The sequence below is a fragment of the Candidatus Thermokryptus mobilis genome, from assembly GCF_900070205.1.
GTDB classification, from domain to species: domain Bacteria; phylum Bacteroidota; class Ignavibacteria; order Kryptoniales; family Kryptoniaceae; genus Kryptonium; species Kryptonium mobile.
Map to the genome: position 1 here is coordinate 126,266 of NZ_FAOO01000001.1, position 16,303 is coordinate 142,568.

At 38.8% G+C, this 16,303-nt stretch carries 11 protein-coding genes; 4 read left to right on the plus strand and 7 right to left on the minus strand.

All coding sequences use genetic code 11. From position 1 onward, the window contains the following. Positions 1 to 19: 19 nt before the first annotated feature. A complete protein-coding gene (locus FKZ43_RS00555; RefSeq protein ID WP_235894651.1) occupies positions 20 to 1,678 on the minus strand; it encodes a T9SS type A sorting domain-containing protein in 1,659 nt (552 codons plus the stop codon). A gap of 26 nt (positions 1,679 to 1,704) precedes the next feature. Continuing rightward, complete coding sequence (locus FKZ43_RS00560) at positions 1,705 to 4,404, minus strand: TonB-dependent receptor (protein WP_140943925.1); 2,700 nt, start codon at positions 4,402 to 4,404, stop codon at positions 1,705 to 1,707. 299 nt (positions 4,405 to 4,703) lie between these two features. Between FKZ43_RS00560 and FKZ43_RS00565 the strand changes: the two genes are divergently transcribed. Both FKZ43_RS00565 and FKZ43_RS00570 read left to right on the plus strand, forming a co-directional pair. Next, a complete protein-coding gene (locus tag FKZ43_RS00565; RefSeq protein ID WP_140943926.1) occupies positions 4,704 to 5,477 on the plus strand; it encodes a tetratricopeptide repeat protein in 774 nt (257 codons plus the stop codon). A gap of 80 nt (positions 5,478 to 5,557) precedes the next feature. Then, a complete protein-coding gene (locus FKZ43_RS00570) occupies positions 5,558 to 6,157 on the plus strand; it encodes a carboxymuconolactone decarboxylase family protein (protein WP_140943927.1) in 600 nt (199 codons plus the stop codon). Here the strand turns inward: FKZ43_RS00570 and FKZ43_RS00575 are convergent. Next, a complete protein-coding gene (locus FKZ43_RS00575) occupies positions 6,134 to 6,877 on the minus strand; it encodes a c-type cytochrome (protein ID WP_140943928.1) in 744 nt (247 codons plus the stop codon). The two genes, FKZ43_RS00570 and FKZ43_RS00575, sit on opposite strands and share 24 nt — an antisense overlap. A gap of 183 nt (positions 6,878 to 7,060) precedes the next feature. On the opposite strand from FKZ43_RS00575, the gene FKZ43_RS00580 reads away from it, so the two are divergent. Beyond that, positions 7,061 to 9,136, plus strand: a complete 2,076-nt coding sequence (locus FKZ43_RS00580) for a multiheme c-type cytochrome (RefSeq protein ID WP_140943929.1) — start codon at positions 7,061 to 7,063, stop codon at positions 9,134 to 9,136. 34 nt (positions 9,137 to 9,170) lie between these two features. On the opposite strand, the gene FKZ43_RS00585 is transcribed toward FKZ43_RS00580, so the two are convergent. The 4 genes from FKZ43_RS00585 to FKZ43_RS00600 all read right to left on the minus strand — a co-directional run bounded on the left by FKZ43_RS00585 (position 9,171) and on the right by FKZ43_RS00600 (position 14,634). Beyond that, on the minus strand, positions 9,171 to 10,499 hold the full coding sequence (locus FKZ43_RS00585) for a thymidine phosphorylase (RefSeq protein WP_140944030.1): 1,329 nt from the start codon (positions 10,497 to 10,499) through the stop codon (positions 9,171 to 9,173). A 19-nt stretch (positions 10,500 to 10,518) separates the two neighbouring features. Further along, positions 10,519 to 12,345 carry a bifunctional homocysteine S-methyltransferase/methylenetetrahydrofolate reductase gene (locus FKZ43_RS00590; RefSeq protein WP_140943930.1) on the minus strand — a complete coding sequence of 609 codons (1,827 nt, stop codon included), beginning with the start codon at positions 12,343 to 12,345 and terminating at the stop codon, positions 10,519 to 10,521. 20 nt (positions 12,346 to 12,365) lie between these two features. After that, positions 12,366 to 13,073: a HisA/HisF-related TIM barrel protein gene (locus tag FKZ43_RS00595; RefSeq protein ID WP_140943931.1), complete on the minus strand. Its 708-nt coding sequence runs from the start codon at positions 13,071 to 13,073 to the stop codon at positions 12,366 to 12,368. A 196-nt stretch (positions 13,074 to 13,269) separates the two neighbouring features. Beyond that, complete coding sequence (locus FKZ43_RS00600) at positions 13,270 to 14,634, minus strand: hypothetical protein (RefSeq protein ID WP_140943932.1); 1,365 nt, start codon at positions 14,632 to 14,634, stop codon at positions 13,270 to 13,272. Between the two features lie 164 nt (positions 14,635 to 14,798). Between FKZ43_RS00600 and FKZ43_RS11355 the strand changes: the two genes are divergently transcribed. Next, positions 14,799 to 16,303, plus strand: a 1,505-nt coding sequence (locus tag FKZ43_RS11355; protein ID WP_181180190.1) for a putative outer membrane beta-barrel protein, incomplete at its 3' end; no start/stop codon positions are given.

The following is a 16,303-nucleotide window of genomic DNA, read 5'->3' on the forward strand; positions in this document are numbered from 1 at the left end:
CTTACGCCCCGCCAAAAATTTACTTCACCAGAACCATCTTCCTTGAAAAGGCATAACCACCAGCTGTAAGACGATAAATATAAACACCAGAGGGCAAATCACTCGCATTGAATTTTACTTTATATGAGCCCGGCTCAAGGCGCTCATCTAAGACTTCCCTAACAATCTGTCCAAGCGAGTTATAAACTGCTAATTTAACCTTTGAAGCGATCGGTAGGCTGAACTCTATAATAGTTTCAGGATTGAACGGATTCGGATAATTTTGCTTCAATTCAAACTTTGCCGGTAATTCAGAAGTTCGCTCATAAACATTAACGAACCTTGAATAGTCAGTATTTTGCGGATCGTAATTTGTCCATCCCAAATCCCATCTCTCGCTTTGATTTGGACCAAATGCACCAACCCAATTAACTGGAACAAAGAAAGGGTCTCGCAATCTTGGATTTGTAAAATCTGCCCTGTTAAGGACGGGTGAATCTGAATAAGGAATTGGATTCGGATTTGAAAGATTAAATGGATCAATCAATTTTAAATCACCGACAGTGGGCAAAATTGAATTGTTATTTGATGCAGATAAAAACCACGACTTGGCATCAAAACCTGAAACATTTGTTGTAACAGTGTTTGCTGACTTAACTCCGGCGATTATGACATTTTTTATCTGAAGCGTATCATTCCTCGCATCATTAACAACGTTAGAACCATCAAGAAGAATTCCAACAGGCCAACCCGCAATGATACTATTGTAAAAACTTAAACGAGTTGATCTACGCAGATGAGCCCCACGCTTGAAATTTGGATTATATCCAGTGAAAGTTGTATCAGGCACTGGACCAATGAAAGTAACATTGCTGAAAATCGCCGATGTCCTCGGTGTGTTGGTTGACCCTGAACCGTCATTATCAGACTCAAATCCGTTGCTCCCGCTTATATCAGCTATATTCGGGTCCCTTATCCCAAGTGCAAATTGAACCTTCCCTGAATATCCAAAGTCAATATCAAAATCATCATCAAGCCCCTTGTATGCTATAAGATACCTTGCATTAACATTTCCACCAAACCATTCAAATGAATCGTCACCGGAATAACTGACTTGGACATATTCAATTAATGTTTTCCTTCCAACCCCACCAAGCGTCAAACCGTTAATCTCATTATCTGGGGCATAAGGTATGCCTGGGAATTCAATCCTAACATACCTAAAAACACCACTGCTATCATCTGGGTTATCACCTCCATAAATTCCATCATCACCAAGCCCGCCTTCAATCACAGCTGTTCCGCCAGGGACATTAATTGGGGCTCTTCCAAGTATAATCACGCCACCCCAATCCCCAGCTGCTCTTTGACCCTTTGGCTGAGCACTTGTAAATACAATCGGTCTTTCCTTTGTTCCGTTTGCGTAAATTTTCCCACCTCTTTTAATTATCAGTGAACCTTTCGTCTCTTTTTCTCCGTATATTATTGTTCCAGGTTCAATCGTAAGTGTAGCGCCATCTTCAACAATGACAAAACCACGCAAAAGATACTGTTTATCAGCCGTAAGCGTCATATTCTGCGTTATCCTTCCCTGCAAGACAACTACATTTGACGGCGGTTGAGAAAACAATTGTTCAAATTGAAAGAAAACAAACATGACCACAGCAATGATTTGCGCAAGTTGTTTAGCCATTCTCATTTTTACCTCCTTGATTTTTGTTTTTATTATAGTTTAACTGTGAAATCAAGAGAAACGCTCGCATTGGTTGATATTTTGCGATAAATGTAATTCCCCTGCTTTAAAACTATCGGTGTGGTAGTCAAATTTTTCCCGATCAAGTTGATACTTAAAGATTTTGTCAATTTTAACCCCATTCTTAAATCAATCTGATATCTTGCGATCTCAATTATATCATCTTGATACTGGGTTGAAACATCATAAACCCTCGGTCCTATCAAGCTGAATAAAACTCCAAAATTAAACCTTGAATCCGACTTTTCATAAGCGACATACAAATTTGCCATATAAGGCGCCTGCCCTTGCAAGCTTCTTCCTCTTCTTTCAATCGTCCATTCCGTCCCTTCAACATCAACTGATGACTTGATAACGGAAAAATTACCGATGAACTTCAAAAACTTAACATTTTTAATAAATTCAATTTCAGTCCCATACACACTTGCATACTTAGCGTTCTTAAATGTCCTCTCCGAGCCAAGTGCACTCCCCGAGACAACAACCTTTTCAATCGGTGATTTAATGTGTTTGTTAAACACCCCGACCGATAGCATATCGTCCCCCTTGCTGAAAATCTCAAACCTTAAATCATAGTTAAACGAGACAGCTCTGCGAAGTGATGAATCTCCTCTAACGCTTGTTTGAGTGTAGAAATCAAAGTATAAAAATGGCGCTATTTCCCTTAATTCCGGCTTGTTTATAGTTTGGCTGTAGGATAACTTCAAATTAACGAAGTGCGATGGCGAATACTTAACCAAAACTGATGGTAGAAAATCAATATAATTTTTTTCAATTATCACATCGCTTAAATCTGCGAAATCCCTCGTGTATATTTTCTGATTAACCCTTTCAACCCTAACCCCGGAAACAAAGCTTATTGACTGTGCTTTAAATCTGAACGGGAGCTCAAAACTTAAATAGTAAGCGATATTTCTATCCGTAGCTTTATATCTGTTAGTTCCATTCTTATATTCATCAAGTGAAAATCCATTTCTCCTGAAATTGTCGGCTATAAAGATTGAATCCGGAGGTAAATAATACATTCTGTAGTCGGTCCAGCCATTTAAGTTAACGACAACGCCGATGAGCCGAAACTCAAAATTTCGCTTCGTTTGCCAAAGGTCAAAACCGGATGTGAATTTAAACCTCCAAATAGGGAATTTAACTTGACTTCTAATTTCCTTGACTTCATCTCTCAAATCCGAAAACAAAATACCACCGTTTTTTAGGTTTGCTTGAGGACCTAACACAACAACAAATTTTGACTCCGTATCACCGATATCGCGCCCATAAACAAGCCGTCTACTATCGGGTTGATTATTCCTAACTGTTGAAGTGCTCGCTTTCCAATTCAAGCTTACATCTCCAAAACTATGCTCGCCATAAACTTGAGCGAAATTCAAATTGCGACTCTCAACCCCGGTCATCAAATGAATTTGTTCAGTCCCTTGATCTGTATATTGAAAACCGCGCAAATGTGAAAACATATCTTCAAACATCACCGTTGAAATCCCCCTCAATCCAATTGTATGGTTTGAAAATTTAGCTTGAAGTTCAATTAAACCACCAAATTGTGCCTCCCTTTCATACTTGTTACCTTGATATTCAAATCTTTTAGACCAATCACCCTCATATTCATAAAGTTCAAGTTCCTGTTTTAACGATGTCCTTCTATAAATTACCGCCATTGAATACGATAAATGAGATTTAAACAATTTCCCAATCCTAAGGAAACTCATCCTTAAATCAGGGAGATGATACAAAGAGTTCTTGTTCAGCAGATTAGGTATCTCTTTCGCAAACAAACTTCTCTGTTCAACTGGAATCTTGGAAATGTCGGATGGGAAATTGCTCGGAAGTCCAATCTTTCCATTAAGAACCCCAAAAAAACTCAATTTGTCCATGCCGTAGACAGAAAAACTATTAAATGTTATCCCAGGTATGCCATTTAGAGAAAAACTGAATTCGTTTAGCGTTGACTCTGGGAACGAGAGCGTCATTATATCAATAAACCCACCCGAAGAGCTCCCCGGCAAATCCGGAGTGAATGTTTTGACAATCTTAACACTTTGAACAAGACCAGCTGGAATTAGATCAAACGCAAAAGACCTTTTATCTGGTTCGGTTCCCGGCAAAATAGACCCATTCAAAGTCACAACATTGTATCTCTCGTCAATTCCACGAACATTTACAAATTTGTTTTGTTTAACGCTCACTCCAACGACCTTTGACATCAGATCCGCTGAAGTAGTAGCGATCGTCATTTTTATCTGTTTGTAGCTTAACCCATCAAAAATGTTTGTGCTTATCTGCTTCTCCGCAATAAACCCCAAAATAGAGGTATTGTCCCGCACCGCTGAAGCAGTAACTTGAACCTCACCGAGCTCAACAACTTCTGGCTTTAACCTAATTTCCAAAATGATATCTTTGTTAACACTTAACAATGTATCAAGCGTCTTATACCCGATATAGCTAAATTTAATTCTGACATTCCCGGGGCTAACTTTAATTTTGAAATGTCCGTCAATCCCAGTTGAGGTGCCTGTTCCTCTATCGGGAAGAAAGATATTCACCCCCGCAAGTGGTTCCCCAGTGGAAAAATCATAAACCTTACCTGAGATTTGAACTTGTGAAAAGAGAAAATCAACCAAAAACAGCACGATTAACAGCAGTAATAACTTCATCTTCATAGCTTGCTCAACAATTTATTTTTCTTCCGCAGGAAATATAGCAGGATAGAATTAAGCCATGATTAAAAAAAAGTTAAAATTCAATTAACGCAGGGCTTTCAAAGTGATGTAAATTGCGAGGTTATTAACCGACTTTTAACAAAACTTTGCAATTGGATTGATTCCGTCAGCAACATAGGAAAATACTTTTGATGTGAAACTACACTTTCGGTCTCATGCCCCTCTTCTGTCTATTGACTTTTAACAGATTTTTTTTTATTATTAGTGAAAAGCCTTAAAATTAAGGAGGTGTGAGATTTATGAAGAAAATTTTGTTTTCCATTGCGGTTTTGATCTTGCTCTCTTCATTTGTTTTGGCACAGGGTGGAAATTCAACGAAACCGGAAGTTGAGGCGGCAAAGCTTTTCAATGAGGGAAATTCATTATTAAGAAGCGGTAATTATAAAGCCGCAATTGAAAAATATGATGAAGCGTTGAAACTTTATCAAGATCCAAAATTTTATTACAACAAGGGCATTGCCTTAAAAGCGCTCAGACAAAATGACGAGGCGATAAAGGCGTTTAAAGAGGCAATAAATCTGAAAAATGATTTCGCTCCAGCTTATAACGCCATCGCTGGAATTTATCTTACACAGGGCGATTACGATAGTGCCATTGAAAATTACACCAAGGCGCTTGAATATGACAGTAAGCTTGATGTGGCGATTAAAGGAATAGTTGAAGCGTTGATAGGAAAGTCCAATGCTTTGATTCAAGCTGGAAAGTTTCAAGAGGCGCTTGATTTTCTTATGAAAGCGACAACTTACAGACAGAACTATCCGAAGGTTTATGTCATGCTCGCTGTTGTTTACAACAAACTCTCCCAACACGATAAAGCGATTGAAGCAGCGAAAAAGGCGATAGAATTGAATCCAAAAGGTGCGAATGCCGATGCTTATTTTGAACTTGGAGTTGCCTACAAGCGCCTCGCTCAAGTTGAGGAAGCAAGAAAAGCTTTCCTTGAAGCGAAAAAAGACCCACGACTTGCAAGAAATGCACAATATGAACTTGATGATCTATTGAAAAAGCAATAAATTTTTAACAAAGGTTTTAGTCCGCCCTGCTTCTTGAAAGGAGGCAGGGTTTTTTATTTTTAATTCAATTTTTACCGATTATGAAACAAGATATAAAATTCTTGACACGAATTGTCTCACTTGTCTCAGCGGGGAAACTCAAAAAATTAAGCGTTGAAATTAAAAGAGCTTCAAAAAGAAAAGTAAATGTCAGAAGGATTGAAGAAGCAATTCTACAGTGTTATCTTTTCGCTGGGTTTCCAGCAGTAATAGAAAGTTTCAAGGTTTTAAGAGATGTGGTTGGGCAAAGCAACGCAAAGGCAAGGGAATACGAGGTTGGAAAGTTTTATGTTAATGGAGTTGAAACCTGTCGCAAGGTTTACAAAGAAGATTATGAAAAGTTGATTCAAAATATGAAAGCACTCCATCCAGAGATCGCTCAATGGATGATAATAGAAGGTTACGGGAAGGTTTTAAGTAGAGATGTGTTAAGTTTGAAGGAGCGGGAGATTTTAAATGTGGCGATTTTAACGATGCTGGGTTGGGAAAGACAATTGCGTTCGCATTTAAAAGGCGCTTTAAATGTCGGGGTTGAAAGAAGACAGATTTTTAAAGTCTTCAAAAATATTGCTGATATTTGCGGACGAAGAAAAATTAAAAAAGCAAAGGAAATTTTTTTAACGCTTCAAAAACGAAATTAAGTCAGCTATATCCTGATCCGTCAGCTTATCCGGTGTGAAAAACGGCATCATCATGGTCTGGCTTTCCATGGGGGAACCCGCACGGATAAATTCAATTATTTTTTCTGGGTTAATTTCAATGCTAAAAAGCGGTGGTCCAATTGAAATTTCTTCGGAATGACATTGTTGACATGCTTTTTCGTAAATTATCTCCCCATTCTGTGGATTCCCCTTCAAGCTTAAAATTTTAGATTTGAAATTTTCTAATTTTGCCAATCTATCCTTTTCATCTTCCCATGGCAATATGGGTTTAATGTCGTTAATTTTAGGCTCAGCGTCACCGGTTATAAATTCAAAGTAGGCTATAAGTGCTGAAGCATCCTCTGGAGGAAGAGCTTTGAAGGGATTTTTGATGTTATCCTTTCTTTGATACATAACTACGCAGAGCCCAGCACCATAAGCAGTTGCTTCAAGCGCTTCACCACGAAATCTCCCATACCAGGTTGTCTTTTTCTTCGTCACCCCGATGAGATTATGCCCGGGTCTAATTCTATCGTCGGGATATTTTTCATCGTCAAAGTCGGCGTGGCAGTTCGCACAAGCAAGCCCGGTTGAACCATAATTTGAATCATAAAAAATTTTCCTACCTCGCTCCACCTCCTCGGGCAATTTTACGGTTTGATTCCTTGAACAAGCCAGTAATAGAGCCGGGAGCAAGATTAAAAACAATGTTTTCCTCATAAAGGGGCGCTTCTTTATTCTTGTTGAAAATTGAGACAAAGGGTTGAAATTTTATTGTTCATATTTGCCACATCTATCACTGAAAATATATGAAAATTAGAAAATTTTAAAAATTTTTCCTCTGGCATAAAACTTGTTATAAATATTCTTTGCAAATAAAAAAACAAAATTTCAGGTGCAAAAATGCGCCGTAAAATTACAATTTTGGGGGTATTACTTCTAATGGTAGGCGTTGCCCTTGCTCAAAAAGCGTATATCAAAATTGAGGGAATTTCCCCACATGTCCTTGAGGAAATGGGGATTATGAACCTTGATAGTGTTTCTTCAGGACTGCCAGTGGTTGGAACTGGAACGGTCGTTTGGCTTAGAGGTTATGATGTTTCAGGAGATACTGCTTTTAAACCAGCTACAAGTTATGAATGGTCAATAGTTGGGCGTCCATCAGGTTCAACTGCCACATTGAGCGCTACAAATCAACAGCTTGTAACATTTAAGCCAGATGTTGCCGGCTCTTACCAGGTCAAGCTTGTTGTAAATGGTGTTGATGATACGACAATCACGATAATCGCTGCAAATTATACTGGAGTTAATTGGAAAGACCTTAGTGGCGCATCGCTTAATTGTGCTTCTTGCCATAAGTCGGCAACGCCTGAAGTTTACAACAAGTGGGTTGCTTCTGACCATGCCACGATATTTGAGAGGGGAATGAACGGTCAGGTTGCGCCTTATTGGGGTCCAAACTGCTGGAGATGTCACACGACTGGTTATAACACTATGGCAAATAATGATGGATTTGACGATGTAGCAACACAGCTTGGTTTTGACTGGAATCAATGGAAACCACCAAGGGCTGGGTTATTTGATTCGCTTTTAACGACGGATAAGAAAATGTTGAGTTTAGTCGCAACAATTGGATGTGAGAGTTGCCACGGACCAAAGAATCCAAATCATTTTGGTGCCGGGACACAACCAAAGACGATGAGTTCCGAGGTTTGTGCACAATGCCATAATGAACCATGGAGACATAATCGGTATGTACAGTGGGAGTATTCAGGTCATGCTGAAGCGGTCTGGTCAAGAGCCTTTCCTTCAACTGGGGAAACGACAATTCAACCGGGTCAGTATAATCTTAATGTATGTGTGCGTTGTCACGATGGAGCTGCTTTTGTTGCATTTGTTAGAAATGAGGAGTTTGATAACAGAATCGCAACTGGTTACAGCCGTATAAAGCATACCGCGATAACTTGCCAGACTTGTCATGACCCGCATTCAATGGAATTGCGTCAAGCACCGACTACAGCCGACACGCTTGCAAATGGATTTAACTATTCATCAATTGACCTTGGGAAAGGAAAACTTTGTATCAATTGTCACAAATATCGTAGAAATGCTTTGACTTATGTTACGACAAATCTAAGTGCTATATGGGGTCCGCATCATGCTGGTGCTGGAGATGTATATCTTGGTCAAAATGGTTATACCTGGGGGGTTAACCTGCCAAGCAGTGTTGGGCATCGGCTTGTTGAAAATTCTTGTGTTGGTTGCCATATGTCTGCAACACCTGACACAGGTCATGTTGCCAGAGATAAAATTGGGATGCACACTTGGAAGATGAAATATATCGCGCCCGACGGTCAAGAATATGATAATATCACTGGTTGCGTGCAGTGCCATACAGGGATTACGAAATTTGACGATATACTGGCATCCTATGATTATGATATGGACGGGACAAACGAACCATTTATGAAGGAAGTTGATGGTCTACTTGAAAGACTTGCGATGGCTTTACCGCCAAGAGGACAACCAACCGTTGATTGGCAACAAATCAGAACAGACCCTGATTCTGTCAGGTTAAAGCAAGCCTATTGGAACTACAGATATGTCCAAGAAGATAAAAGCCATGGCGTTCACAATCCAAAGTATGTCGTCGCCTTGTTGCAACTTTCAATTAGTAAGTTGACAGGTGTTGAATTCACTCAGCCAGAGATTCCAGTTGCCTTTGAATTGTATCAGAACTATCCTAATCCATTCAACCCATCCACAAAGATAGGATTTGCATTGCCGAGAGAATCAAAAGTCAAGCTTGAGGTGTTCAATGTCCTTGGTGAGCGTGTTGCTGTTTTGAAAGATGAGATTATGCCAGCGGGCGTGCATGTGGTTGAGTTCAACGCTACTGGACTTTCAAGCGGTGTGTATTTCTATCGGCTTACGGCTGGTGATTTCGTTGATACGAAGAAAATGGTTTTGATGAAGTAAAAGTTAAAGGCGGGTTCTTTTGAACCCGCCCTTTTTATTTCCATTCTTTAATTCCCTCTAAATCAATCATCGTTTTAACTAGCTTTGGTGGGATTGGCTTTTCAGGGTTTATTTTAAAAGCTTTCAAAAGCCGTTCCTTTGCTGTTTTTATGACATCATCTTTATCGGTATAAAAAACCGCAAGTGGTTCGCCAGTTTGAACCTCATCACCAATTTTCTTTTTTAATACAATTCCCGCTTTCGGGTCTATAAGATCATCAACTTTTGTTCTACCAGCCCCGAGCATAACCGATACAAGCCCTATTTCAAGCGTGTCTATTGAATATACATAGCCATCAAACATGCTTTTAACTTCAATAGAATGTTTTGGAAGCGGATATTTTTCTGGATTTTCAATGAAACTTACATCACCGCCTTGTCTTTCTACGAGTTGTAAAAATTTCTCATACGCTTCGCCAGAATAGATGACCTTTTTAGCGATTTTAATTCCGTCTTCAATTGATCTTGCTTTTTCACCAAGCATTATCATAGCCCCAGCAAGGGTGTAAGTTAATTCCATTAGATCTGGAACTTCAAAACCGCGCAAACATTGAACTGACTCAATCACCTCAAGCCAATTTCCAACAGCGTATCCAAGCGGTTGATTCATATCTGTTATGAATGCGATGACTTTTTTACCAAAATTTTTCCCAATTGTAAATAGTGTTTGAGCGAGTTCAAATGCCTTTTCGTATTCACGCATGAAGGCTCCGTTTCCAGTTTTAACATCAAGGACAAGGGCGTCAATTCCTTCTGCAAGTTTTTTGCTCATTATGCTTGCTGAAATGAGAGGAATTGATTCAACTGTGGCTGTGACATCACGAAGGGCGTATATCTTTTTGTCAGCAGGCGCTATTTCTTGAGTTTGACCGATCATGACAAGACCAATCTCTGAAATGACTTTTTTATATTCAATTATTGAAAGGTTTGTTTTGAATCCCGGAATTGATTCAAGCTTGTCAAGTGTTCCGCCCGTATGACCGAGCCCTCTTCCTGATATCATTGGAACGGGAACACCGGCTGAGGCGACAATCGGTGCAAGTATAAGAGAGATTTTATCTCCTACCCCACCAGTTGAATGTTTATCAACTTTAACACCGGGGATATCGGAAAGGTCAACGATTTCCCCAGAATGTAACATAACCTCCGTCAAATGGGTTGTTTCCTCAAAGTCCATGCCTTGAAAGTAAACCGCCATCAAAAAAGCTGACATTTGATAATCTGGGATCGTTCCTTTGATGTAGCCATTGACGAAGAATGAAATTTCATCTTTTGTTAATTTTCTACCATCTCTTTTTTTTCTTATTATCTCGGCTGGTAGCATCTGAGGTGAAGTTTTGTTTTTAAATTTTTTGAAGTATTTCAACTGCGAGGTGATATTTTTTGAAAGGTGGGAGAAGATAAGCTCCTTGGACGAGATGTTTTGCTTCTTTTAGAAATTGAGCTGAAATTTCAACGCCTACTTTTCCGGCGTCATCACGGGCAAGGAAAAGTTTCTCACGAACCCAATCAGGGATGAAAATTCCTGGGACTTCGTTATGTAAGAATTCTGCGTGTTTGTAGCTTCGCAAAGGTAAAATTCCAAGCATCACGGGTATTTTAAGATGTTGTATTTTTTTAATGAAGAGTTCAAGCGTTTTCATTTCATATAAGGGCTGGGTGAAGGCAATTTGAGCCCCAGCTTCAACTTTTTTTTCAAGTCGTGATATTTCGTAGTCAAGATTTTGAGCTGTTGGATTGACAGCACAAGCGATGAGAAAATGCGTCGGCTCACCGATTGTGTTACCCATTGCGTCAAGTCCGTGGTTCATATTTTTCAAAATCCTTATCAAGCCGATTGAATCAACATCTTGAACGGTTGTCGCATTTGGGAAGTCGCCGATTTTAGCTGGGTCGCCAGTTATCGCCAATATATTTTTCACTCCAAGTGCCCAAGCCCCAAGCAAAAGCCCTTGAAGCCCTATTAGATTTCTATCTCTGCAAGCTATGTGGGTTATGGTTTCCATTCCCGTTTTTGTTTGAACGAGATGTGAAATTGTCACAGGATCCATTCTAAATCTTGCCCTTGCCCCATCTGTTATGTTAACTGCATCAATGCCATTTTCTTTTAAATAGCTTGCACCTTCAATTACAGACGACATATCAACTCCGCGTGGGATATCAAGTTCAACCGTGGTTAGAAATTTTTTACCAATTTTTTTTGCGAAGTCTGATCTTTTATCTTCAATTATTATCGTACTTTCCTTTTTCTCGTCTTGAATCTGTTTTGCTTTGATTTCAATTTTTGGCTTTTTCAATTTTATATCCTTTATAGCTTGTGCGATTGCTTTTATGTGCGATGGCGTTGAACCACAGCATGCGCCGATGATTTTAACCCCGGCTTCAACAAGTTGTTTCGCATAAGTTGCAAGATATTCGGGACTTGCATGATAAACCGACCTCCCATCAACGAGCGTTGGAATTCCAGCTGCAGGTTGAGCCGAAAGTATGACATCATCTTGATACATATTTTTTATGATTGAGAACATCCTTTGCGGTCCAACGGTGCAATTTGAACCAACAACAGTCACGCCCTTTTCTTTTATATGCTTTACAACTTCAATCGGAAAATCAGTCGCAAGTATTGCCCCGTCCTCTGGAAATGTTTTTTGAGCTATTATCGGGATTTTATCTGAGACCTCCTTAACGGCATCAATAGCAGCATCAAGTTCATTTAAACTTACAAATGTTTCAAGTATTATCAAGTCAACGCCAGCTTCAATTAAAATTTCAGCTTGCTCTTTTATCGCATCCTTAACCTGCTGGATTTTAACCTTACCGAGTGGCTCAAGGAGTTTACCAGTAGGACCTATTGAACCAGCGACATAGACATTTTCACCTGCAACTGACTTAGCAATTTCAACTCCAGCTTTGTTAATTTCTTTAATCTTATCTTGAAGATGGTAAAACTCAAGTCGGAATCTATTCGCATCAAATGTGTTCGTCTCAATTATCTCAGCACCCGCCTCTATATATTCACGATGTATCCTTTCAACTATGTCCGGGTTCAAGATATTGTGAATGCATCTTGGTTGCTCAGGATATTCATAAAGGTCAAGCATCGTCCCCATCGCACCGTCGCATATTATAGGTCTATCATCTAACAAGCGTTCAACGAATGGTTTTTTCATGGTTTAATCACCCTATTTTTTTACGGTATTTCAGCTTCAACAATCCGCCATAAGTGCTGGCAAGGAAATCTGTTGTGATAAAGCGTTCTGTTAAGTATGACGGAGTCAAGCCCAAACTTTTCAAGCTCAATTAATCTTTTGAGCTCCGGATATCCGTTAAGTTCACCAAAAGCGGTAATTTTCAACCCGGATTTCATTGAGAACTCCTTGAGCGCATCGTAATTTATAGTTTCATCGTCAAAAACATCTTTATAAACAACCCTTTCAAAACCCATCTCTTTAAGTTCAGATGCTATCTCAACCGCAGGTGCGTTTTCTATCTTGCTGACACAATTTTTCGCCTCAATTATGAAGGATATCCTTTTGGATGAAAATTCCTTTATGAGGTCCTTAAGAAGATACTTGTCTTTGATCGCCACATCATCAAGGACAACTCGCAGAGCTCCAAGCTCAAAAGCTCTCTTTACATTTTCATAATTTCTAAAGCCACCGCTCACTTGAATCGGTATATCAACTGCATTTGAAATTTTCTCTATCATCTCCCAATTTTCCGGGCTACCCGTTAGCTTCCCTTCCCCATCAATTAAGTGTAATATCTTTGCATTTTCACTTCTCCAAATTTTCGCCATTTCAACCGGATCATCCGGATATACCTTTTCGGGCAAACCCTGGATCAAACAGGCACATTTACCTGCTTTTATTTCAATAGTTGGTATAACCAAAATCATTGCCTTTTCCTTTAACCTGTTTATGCAAGTTTAAATGTATTCAAATTGTTTATTTTTTTCAAGTGAAAAAGAGTTTGTTTCCCCAATTGGGTTAGGAAAGGGAAAATTGACATAACGATGATTTGATCTCCCCAACTTTACACTTCCAAAAGGACAGGAAAAATCAAGTAATCAAAAGCGTGAACTTGCTGACCCTTTAAAAGACGAATTTTAGCAAGATCATCGCTCCAATAATTATGAGCGTAGCGAAAATAATTATAGCGGGATAACCCTTAAGCGGTTGAATTGATTCGTTTATTGAATTTATAGATGAAGTTAAGCTTTGACCTTGCTTTTTCAACTCCGACAGAATCTCTGATTTTAAAACCTTAAACTCTTCGGAAATATCCTTTTTCAATGTTCCAGATATTTTGGGGACTTCCGTAACCACGACGGTCACTTTTTCTGCAAGGTTTCCAATGTTATTTTGTATTTCAAATTGAGATGTCGCTATCTCATCAAATAAAGTTTTTATCTCGCGAATTTGTGCATCTATTGATTGTAAACTATCATCAAACTTAACAGAGGGATTGAAAGTGAGCGAGCTTGTGCTCAAAGATATTTCCTCTGAAATCTTCTTCAATGTTTCAAGACCAGCTTTCATCTCCTCTGAAAAGTTTTTCAGGTACTCGGCATCGGGAAATTCAGGAACTATAAATTCTCTTTGTGCTTGGGCAAATTTTATCTCATCAAGTTTTATATTTATCTCACTAAGGACTTGATCAAAGTTAATGGTTTGAGCAGTTGTTTCGGGAGATGGGATGCTTTGATAAATGTTTTTCAATTCAGCTATGTTTTGATTGACATTGTTAATTAAATTGCTTATTTCATCTTTGAACTCATTTATCCCAGAAAGATCAATCTCTCCGTTTATCTCAAGCGAATTTATTTTTTCAAGTAGCGATTCCTTCAAGGAGTTCGTTAAACCAAGGACTTTTGAGTCAATATCGCTCAGGGTTGATTCTATAAGCTGGCTGATGTGTTTGCTGATCTCATTGTTTATCGTTGCCCACGAGTTTTGAATTAAAAGAAGGTTGGTCTCAATTGATGATAATTTATTTTTCATTTCTGCGATTTCGTTTATCGCTGGACCCATCAAATACGGCATGAGGTCCGCGTTGTTTTCAAGAAATGAACGCAGGTCACTTTTTGAAAGAAACTCCCGGAGTTCTGTTCTGTATTTTTCCAATTCAGATATTATTTTTGTATTTAGGTCAGTAAATTGCTGGTTTAATTCAGCGAGTTTTTGTGTGAAGAAGTTATTTATTTCAATGACCTTATAGCTTAGGTTCGTAACCCGTGATATAAACTCCGAGTTGAGAAGTCGGAATTGTTCCTTTAGAGTTTCAAGTTCTGTTTTGATGTTAAGTTTCTCTTCAAGATAGTTAAACTTTGACTCCTTCAACTGTAAAAGTTTAGCTTCAATTTCCCTTTCAAGGGCACCAAGCCGATCGGTCAAAAACCTTTGAAGTTGTTCATAAGTTACATAATTATTAGTTGGGCGCAATTCTTCCAACGGCATTTTAAACCTCCCGAAATTTTTTGTTTCTGTTTAAATTATAATAAATTATTTGACAAATGTCAAGCGTAACACGGTTTTCTGAGACATTTGAAGATGCCCGCTTGACAATAAAACCGAAAATTTGTATTTTCAAGCAGAAACCAAAACAAAGCGGAGTGGTTTTTATGAATAGGGTTTTTATTATAGTTTTAATCCTACCATTTATTTTAACTTTGACAATGGGACAGGAATTAAAATATGAGAGGAAATCAATCTCCTATGTTGATGTCCTTCTCGTCTCAAACCCAGAAATAAAAATTGAGGGGAAACAAGCAAGTTATCTTACCAAAAAGCTTCGCGAGTATATTGAAATGCCAAGGTTTGATTATAACCCGATTCCGGAGGAATTGGTTGCCGACTTTAAATCAGAGCTTGGGTCCAGGGGCTCTTCAATTTCACTTGATGAGATAGTTGAACTTTTAAAGGAAAAGTTTGTCCCGAAGATAATTGAAATTCTTGATATTGAAAAGGAAATAAGAGCACAAGGTCTTTTGACCGAAGCTCAAAGGAATAGCTTTATAGCAACAAAAGCAAAAGCTCTTGGGATAACAGCAGAACAGGCGATGAAAATTATGAATTCCGCTTTTATCTATGTGCCTGTGATAAGCAAGTATAATACATATGCCTATGGTCAAACTTATACTGTTGAGCTTAGTGCGGGCGTTGTTTGGTATCGCGTTGTCTACAGCGAAGATGGAACATCAAATCTTAAATTAACCGTTAAGAAAGAGACAAGAGGTATCGGTGTTGGTACAATAGGTAAAGAAATAAAACATGAAGGAGAGAAAGTTGATTACAAAGAATATGCTTTTAGAACCGCAGCAATTGCCCTTGCTCGTGATATTCAAGTTGCGATAAGGGACATACCTGAATTTCGCCTTGGTGCGCAAGTAGCAGAGGTTTATTCAAACGCTATATCATTTCCAATGGGAAAAAGAGAGGGGATAAAAATTGATGACGGATTTGATCTTGTTGAACTGCAAGAAAATCCAAGCGGTGGAGTGATTCAAAAGAAAATTGGGTTTGCTCGCGTGATTCAAGTTGCCGATAACCGCTCAAACCCAAACCGATTTTCAAAAGCGAGAGTTATAATTGGAAGAGGTCTTGAACCCGGAATTTATGTCTCTGAAAGACCAAGATTGCCAATTGACTTGCTTGTAAGTTTAAAAAGTAATCCATTCACTATAACATTGACCGATTTTTGGAGCGGTGAAAAACAAGTTGAAACAATGATCGGTTATTCAATTCACGGAGAATTGCTTTATAATTTGGGACGGAATTTGAATATCTCACAACTTTGGGTTGGAGGCGGACTTTCAATCGGTGGTGGAAGCGCAGAAAATCTTGATATTATGAAAAGTATCTTTGGGGATAAACCGGATGTTTCAATACTTGAGTATAACGCTGTTTTGATAAAGAGGTTTTATTTGCCATATAGATTTTCAGTTGTTGGTAGGGCTGATCTTGTTGGTGAAATAGTTAATTTCTCAAAAAATGATGCTGAACTTAATCATTCAGGGCTCGGATTTTCACTTGGGCTTGGGATTGAATATATTGCGACACCAGATATAAATGTTGGATTAGGACTTGGTTACAGATTTTTCTCAGAGAGTGAAGAGTGGGAAGGAGG